The organism is Nodosilinea sp. AN01ver1, assembly GCF_050565655.1.
Classification (GTDB): Bacteria; Cyanobacteriota; Cyanobacteriia; order Phormidesmidales; family Phormidesmidaceae; genus Nodosilinea.
On sequence record NZ_JBNXVS010000101.1, the window covers coordinates 1 to 5166 of the forward strand.

Annotated in this window: 5 protein-coding genes; 3 read left to right on the forward strand and 2 right to left on the reverse strand. The window is 52.2% G+C overall.

Annotated features, from left to right (window positions below; translation table 11 throughout):
• The first annotated feature begins 126 nt into the window (after positions 1-126).
• On the forward strand, positions 127-1131 hold the full coding sequence (locus tag ACQ4N7_RS29900; RefSeq protein WP_430715064.1) for an NADP-dependent oxidoreductase: 1005 nt from the start codon (positions 127-129) through the stop codon (positions 1129-1131).
• Here the strand turns inward: ACQ4N7_RS29900 and ACQ4N7_RS29905 are convergent.
• Together ACQ4N7_RS29905 and ACQ4N7_RS29910 are read right to left on the reverse strand one after the other, a co-directional pair.
• The gene (locus ACQ4N7_RS29905) at positions 1128-1919 is read right to left on the reverse strand and encodes a class I SAM-dependent methyltransferase (RefSeq protein WP_430715065.1); all 792 of its coding nucleotides are present in this window, start codon (positions 1917-1919) and stop codon (positions 1128-1130) included. The genes ACQ4N7_RS29900 and ACQ4N7_RS29905 overlap by 4 nt on opposite strands.
• A gap of 15 nt (positions 1920-1934) precedes the next feature.
• Entirely contained in the window at positions 1935-2414 is a 480-nt protein-coding gene (locus tag ACQ4N7_RS29910) for a rhodanese-like domain-containing protein (RefSeq protein ID WP_430715066.1), read from the reverse strand.
• A gap of 106 nt (positions 2415-2520) precedes the next feature.
• Between ACQ4N7_RS29910 and ACQ4N7_RS29915 the strand changes: the two genes are divergently transcribed.
• Both ACQ4N7_RS29915 and ltrA read left to right on the forward strand, forming a co-directional pair.
• A complete protein-coding gene (locus tag ACQ4N7_RS29915) occupies positions 2521-2808 on the forward strand; it encodes a hypothetical protein (protein WP_430715067.1) in 288 nt (95 codons plus the stop codon).
• 570 nt (positions 2809-3378) lie between these two features.
• Positions 3379-5115, forward strand: a complete 1737-nt coding sequence (gene ltrA / locus ACQ4N7_RS29920) for a group II intron reverse transcriptase/maturase (RefSeq protein ID WP_430715068.1) — start codon at positions 3379-3381, stop codon at positions 5113-5115.
• The last annotated feature ends 51 nt before the right edge of the window (positions 5116-5166 follow it).

The following is a 5166-nucleotide window of genomic DNA, read 5'->3' on the forward strand; positions in this document are numbered from 1 at the left end:
GCGCACGGACTCATCAAGTCCTACAAGAAGCGATTGAATCTGCTTATTCTCAAGTCACTTTAAAGGATATTCGCAGCTGGTTCACAAATGACTGTTACTGTACCTCATCCGAATGAGAACCGCTATATGTCCCCTATCACCAGTCGTGAAATTCGCTTGGTTTCCCGCCCTCAGGGAATGCCCACCGAAGCTAATTTTGACCTAGCCCAGACCGAGGTAGAGCCGCTGCAAGACGGGCAGGTTCTAGTTCGTAATCTCTATATGTCGGTCGATCCTTACATGCGGGGCCGCATGAACGAGGGCAAATCCTACGTTCCCCCGTTTGAGTTAGGCAAACCCCTGGAGGGTGGTGCCGTAGGAGAGGTGATCGAGTCCCGTACCCCGGCCTTCAACCCAGGAGATATTGTTACCTCTAGCTTGGGCTGGCGAGAATATTTCATTGCTTCTCCTGAGGCGCTGCATTTGGTCAAGGACAACATTCAGCCCCTTTCGGTTTACCTCGGTACTTTGGGTATGACCGGCATGACCGCCTGGGCTGGGCTAACGATGGTTGAGGTTAAGGCAGGCGACGCCATATTTATTTCGGGGGCCGCTGGCGCGGTTGGCAGTGTGGCTGGGCAGTTGGCAAAGCTGCGGGGTTGCCGGGTCATTGGAACGGCTGGGTCAACGGAAAAAATTAGGTTTTTGAAGGAAGAATGCGGCTTTGACGAGGCCTTTAACTACAAGACCCAGCCCGTACTTGAGCAATTGCAGCAGGCTGCCCCAGAAGGCATTGATGTCTATTTCGATAATGTTGGCGGCGAAATGCTTGAAGCGGCCCTGGCAACGCTACGAGTGCATGGTCGGATTATCGCTTGTGGCAGCATTTCTGCCTATAACGCTACATCTCCACAGCCCGGCCCCACCAACCTTTTTAACGTGACTACCAAACGACTGACGATGAAAGGCCTAATTGTCGGAGATTGGCTTGATCGGCGGAATGAGTTTGAGCAGGAAGTGGGCGACTATTTTCGCGCCGGGCAGTTGAAGCACGAGGAAACCGTAGTAAACGGCATTGAGCAGGCCGTAGGCGCATTCATTGGGCTGTTTGAAGGTAAAAATACTGGCAAGATGGTGGTGAAACTAACCTAGCCTGCCCAGTGATAGGCTGCCGTCAGGCTGATGTTGTCTTGAGATGCTATGGGCTGATTGGGGTCTGGAAACTCCTGCGCTGCCCAGGCTTCCAGATCAGCCAGTGCCCTGGGGTAAATGTCGTCAGGCACCCGCCACATATTGCTGTAGATGCGATCGCGATAGGCTCTCATAAGACTGTCCACTGTACTCTCGCGGGACAGGTCAGCAACCACCACAGTCTCCAGCGTGGCCCCTTGCTCCTGCAACCGATCCAGTACATCCTCCGTGACACCGCCAGTAAAGCCAGAGTCGTAGCCATAGCCCAGCAGAATCTCTCTCCACTGCCGTCCAATGGCATCACGGCTCGCAGTCTTATTGGTGGGATGGTGGAAGTAGATGAACACCCCCGAGGGCTTCAACACCCGGCGCAGCTCATCCATTGCCGTCTGCCAGTCAGCGATCAGGTGCAGGATATGGGGGGCGATCGCTACATCAAAACTATTGTCCTCCAGCGGTAGTGCCGTCGCGTCAGCATTGATCAACCTCAGCCGATGGGCCTTCCCCTCAAGCTTCTGCCTGAGCTTGTCCATCATGGCTTCAGACACATCAACTCCGGTATAAGCAAAGCCTCGCTCAACAATGGGCAAAGCAATTCGTCCTGTGCCGATACCAGGTTCAAAGAAGGTGGTGTTAGGGGTGGCCCGCCCCAGCCTCAGAATCTCTGCTGTAAGCCGTTCAGACACCTCTGGGGCCAGGGTGCGGGTGTTGTCATAGAAGTCGGCGGCTCGGTCAAAGGAGATAGGCATAGGCTGTTTCTAGTGCTACTGGGCCTGTTTCCAGCCCTCATAACTGGGAGGAAAGCCTTCTACATTGTCATAACCCAGCAGCCGCAGCGCCATAACCCCAATACCCGTGCGGTAGCCCGTTGAACAGTAGAGCATCACCGGCTGGTCGTGTGGCACCTGGTCGAGGCTCTGGGCCAACTCGCGTAAGGGAATGTTGATTGCCTCTGGGATGTGGCCACCTGCATATTCAGAAGGCTCTCTCACGTCGATAAACAGAGTCTTACCCTCGGCTACCTTTGCCTGAATCTTAGCCACGTCCCGCACGGCATAGAAGCCACGGGGGATGTCCTGTAGAAAGTCGTCAACTGTTGCCTCTAGGCCAGGGGGAGTATCTGAAGCCGAGGCTGAGGCGGCCATCGCTGGCTGGCCTATCCCCCATCCCTGGCTCAGCAGCAGTCCCAGGCCAATGATCAAGACGAACTGCTGAAGCGTTTTGCTAATTTGGTTCCAAAGCATAGTTAACGCTCTCCAGTACACAGCCTTAGCCCTACTATCTCGCGTTACCCCCAGAACAAACTTCATCGGGCTACAAAGGTTTACTCCTCAGTCTCGATTGGGCTGGATGACAACCGCCCTTGGGCATTCTTGTGACAAATGGAATCTGGTCTATTTTTATGAACGGCAGGTATCGCGCAGGTACGGCAATGGGTTTAGCAATGGCGATCGCCAGCTGCTCTCAAGGGCAGCGATAACCCCAGACAAAGTCCAGGTAACAGACCCCGCCCCAACCGTTGCTAACTCGACCCTCCCCACCGCCACCATTATCTCGGTGGGTGATGGCGACATGCTACGCATGGACTACCAGGGCGAGAACGTCACAGTCCGTTTCGCCTGCATCGACGCTGTGTGACCCGTTCGTCCGAAACCGTGAAAACGGGGGATGGACGGCGAGGTTTAGAACCTTGACAACTTGGAGCTTGACGTTGGGTGCAATCCCCAACCTGTAGGGTGAGTACAGATAGCAACATCCCCACTGAGGCGATTGGTTATCGAATTGGTGAAGCGGGATGTAACGGAGGTCACTCAGAGCCTAACTGGGAATCCCTCCAAGCTGGTTTCTATGGACAGCGAAAGCGAACATGTGATGAGATGTCGTGATGCATAACAGCCTACGTAGGCTAAAGGGCTGGGCTAAAAAAGCATGGTTCATATAGGGCTGGATGAAGGCGTCGCATTCAGACTCACTACCTCGAACCCGGTATCGAACATGGTCCTAAGGAAACGTCAAACAAGCTCCAGGAACGGGATAACTCTGATGAGGCTCTCAATCTAAGGTCGATAGGCTTGAGTAGGTAACCAACTGCAAGCCTTATCAGAGCAGGATGGGTTAAGAAGCAAAGGCTCTGGGGAAAGCCCAGAGATAAGCAGACGTAACCCCGATGTTAGGAAAGATAGAGTTGCCAGTAGCAATTAACACATCATGAGCACGGTTCAGCCAGTGTATGAATGGAATACCGTTCCCTGGAAACAGGTGGAAAAGCGAGTATTCAAGTTGCAAAAACGAATCTATCAAGCTTCTAGTCGAGGAGATGTCGAAACAGTCCGACGACTTCAACGGTTACTAATCAAGTCCCACTCAGCCAAACTGTTAGCCGTGAGGCGAGTGACCCAAGATAACCAGGGAAAACGAACCGCCGGGATTGATGGTGTGAAGTCCCTTCCGCCAAAAGCCCGGTTAGCTCTAGTGAACCGATTGTCGTTGAAAGGAAAGGCTAGACCTGTACGCCGGATTTATATTCCAAAGCCAGGAACCCAAGAGCGACGAGCTTTAGGAATTCCAGTGATGGAGGATCGGGCAAAGCAGGCACTAGTTAAATTCGCGCTAGAACCCGCATGGGAAGCGAAATTCGAACCAAACTCATACGGATTTCGTCCAGGGCGTTCGGCCCATGATGCTATCTCAGCGATTCGTAAGGCTATCGATAAACGAAGTAAATTTGTCCTCGATGCCGACATCGAGAAATGCTTTGATAGGATTGACCATGCGGCACTTCTGAAGAAGCTAGATTGTTCGCCGACTGTCCGCAGGGTGATTAAAGGCTGGCTCAAGAGTGGTGTGCTAGATGGGAATACACTATTTCCAACAGAATCCGGTACCCCACAAGGCGGAGTCATTTCGCCGTTGCTAGCCAATATCACACTACATGGCCTAGAAACTGCCATTCGTCGGGCGTTTCCAGCCACGGGTTATGTAGACGGCAAACGACAAAATCCTTATGCGCCTATCATTGTTCGCTATGCCGATGACCTGGTCATCCTCCATGTTAAGCAGGAGGAAATTGAGAAAGCTCACAAGCTAACAGATCAATGGCTGAATCAATACGGACTTCGACTAAAACCCAGTAAAACCAGGATTACGCATACCTTAGAGACTGAAGAAGGTCCCCCAGGATTTGACTTCTTGGGGTTCAACATTCGACAGTATCGGGTTTCCAATAGACGCAGTGGTAAAACTCCTCACGGGGAACCACTGGGCTACAAAACGCTAATCCAACCCAGTCAGACATCGGTTAAACGGTTCAAGCAACGTCTTAAGGAAGCGGTGGTTAATCACCGTTCAGGGAGACAATCAAGTTTAATCCACTTGCTTAATTCCTTCATCCGAGGATGGTGCTACTACTTCCGAACCGAAAACAGTGCCAAATGCTTTCATCGGCTCAACCAAGATATCTTTGATATGCTTTGGGGCTGGGCAAACAGACGGCACCGAAACAAAGGGAAGACCTGGATTTATGACAAATATTGGCGTAGGGTAGAAGGCTCCATTCGGTTCGCAGATACCCATGACCATGTTCTGCTCAGACCCTCAATGATTCGGGTGATGAGACATGTCAAGGTTCAGGGGACTCGAAGCCCTTATGACGGTGACTGGGTTTACTGGTCTAGGCGCATCACTAAAGCCCCAAAATATGCCAACCGAGAATTTCGCATTCTAGTTCGGCAACGAGGACGGTGCGCCCATTGTAGGCTGTTTTTCAAGGCGGGAGACCTGATTGAATTCGACCACATTCTACCTTCCAGTTTGGGAGGAACGAATGGAATAAACAACCTTCAGGCACTGCACCGACATTGCCACGACAATTGCAAAATCGCACGAACTTCGGCACCTGAATCGCGCCAACTTCGGCAGGTGAATCGCATGAACCTCGGCACCTGAATCGCATGAACTTCGGCAGGTCATGACTACCCCATCGGTGGATCTCGATAC

Bases quoted from the DNA above. Each gene is read 5' to 3' on its own strand.
- ltrA (WP_430715068.1), top strand. From the start codon at position 3,379: ATGAGCACGGTTCAGCCAGTGTATGAATGGAATACCGTTCCCTGGAAA.
- ACQ4N7_RS29910 (WP_430715066.1), bottom strand. From the start codon at position 2,414: ATGCTTTGGAACCAAATTAGCAAAACGCTTCAGCAGTTCGTCTTGATC.
- ACQ4N7_RS29915 (WP_430715067.1), top strand. From the start codon at position 2,521: ATGACAACCGCCCTTGGGCATTCTTGTGACAAATGGAATCTGGTCTAT.
- ACQ4N7_RS29900 (WP_430715064.1), top strand. From the start codon at position 127: ATGTCCCCTATCACCAGTCGTGAAATTCGCTTGGTTTCCCGCCCTCAG.
- ACQ4N7_RS29905 (WP_430715065.1), bottom strand. From the start codon at position 1,919: ATGCCTATCTCCTTTGACCGAGCCGCCGACTTCTATGACAACACCCGC.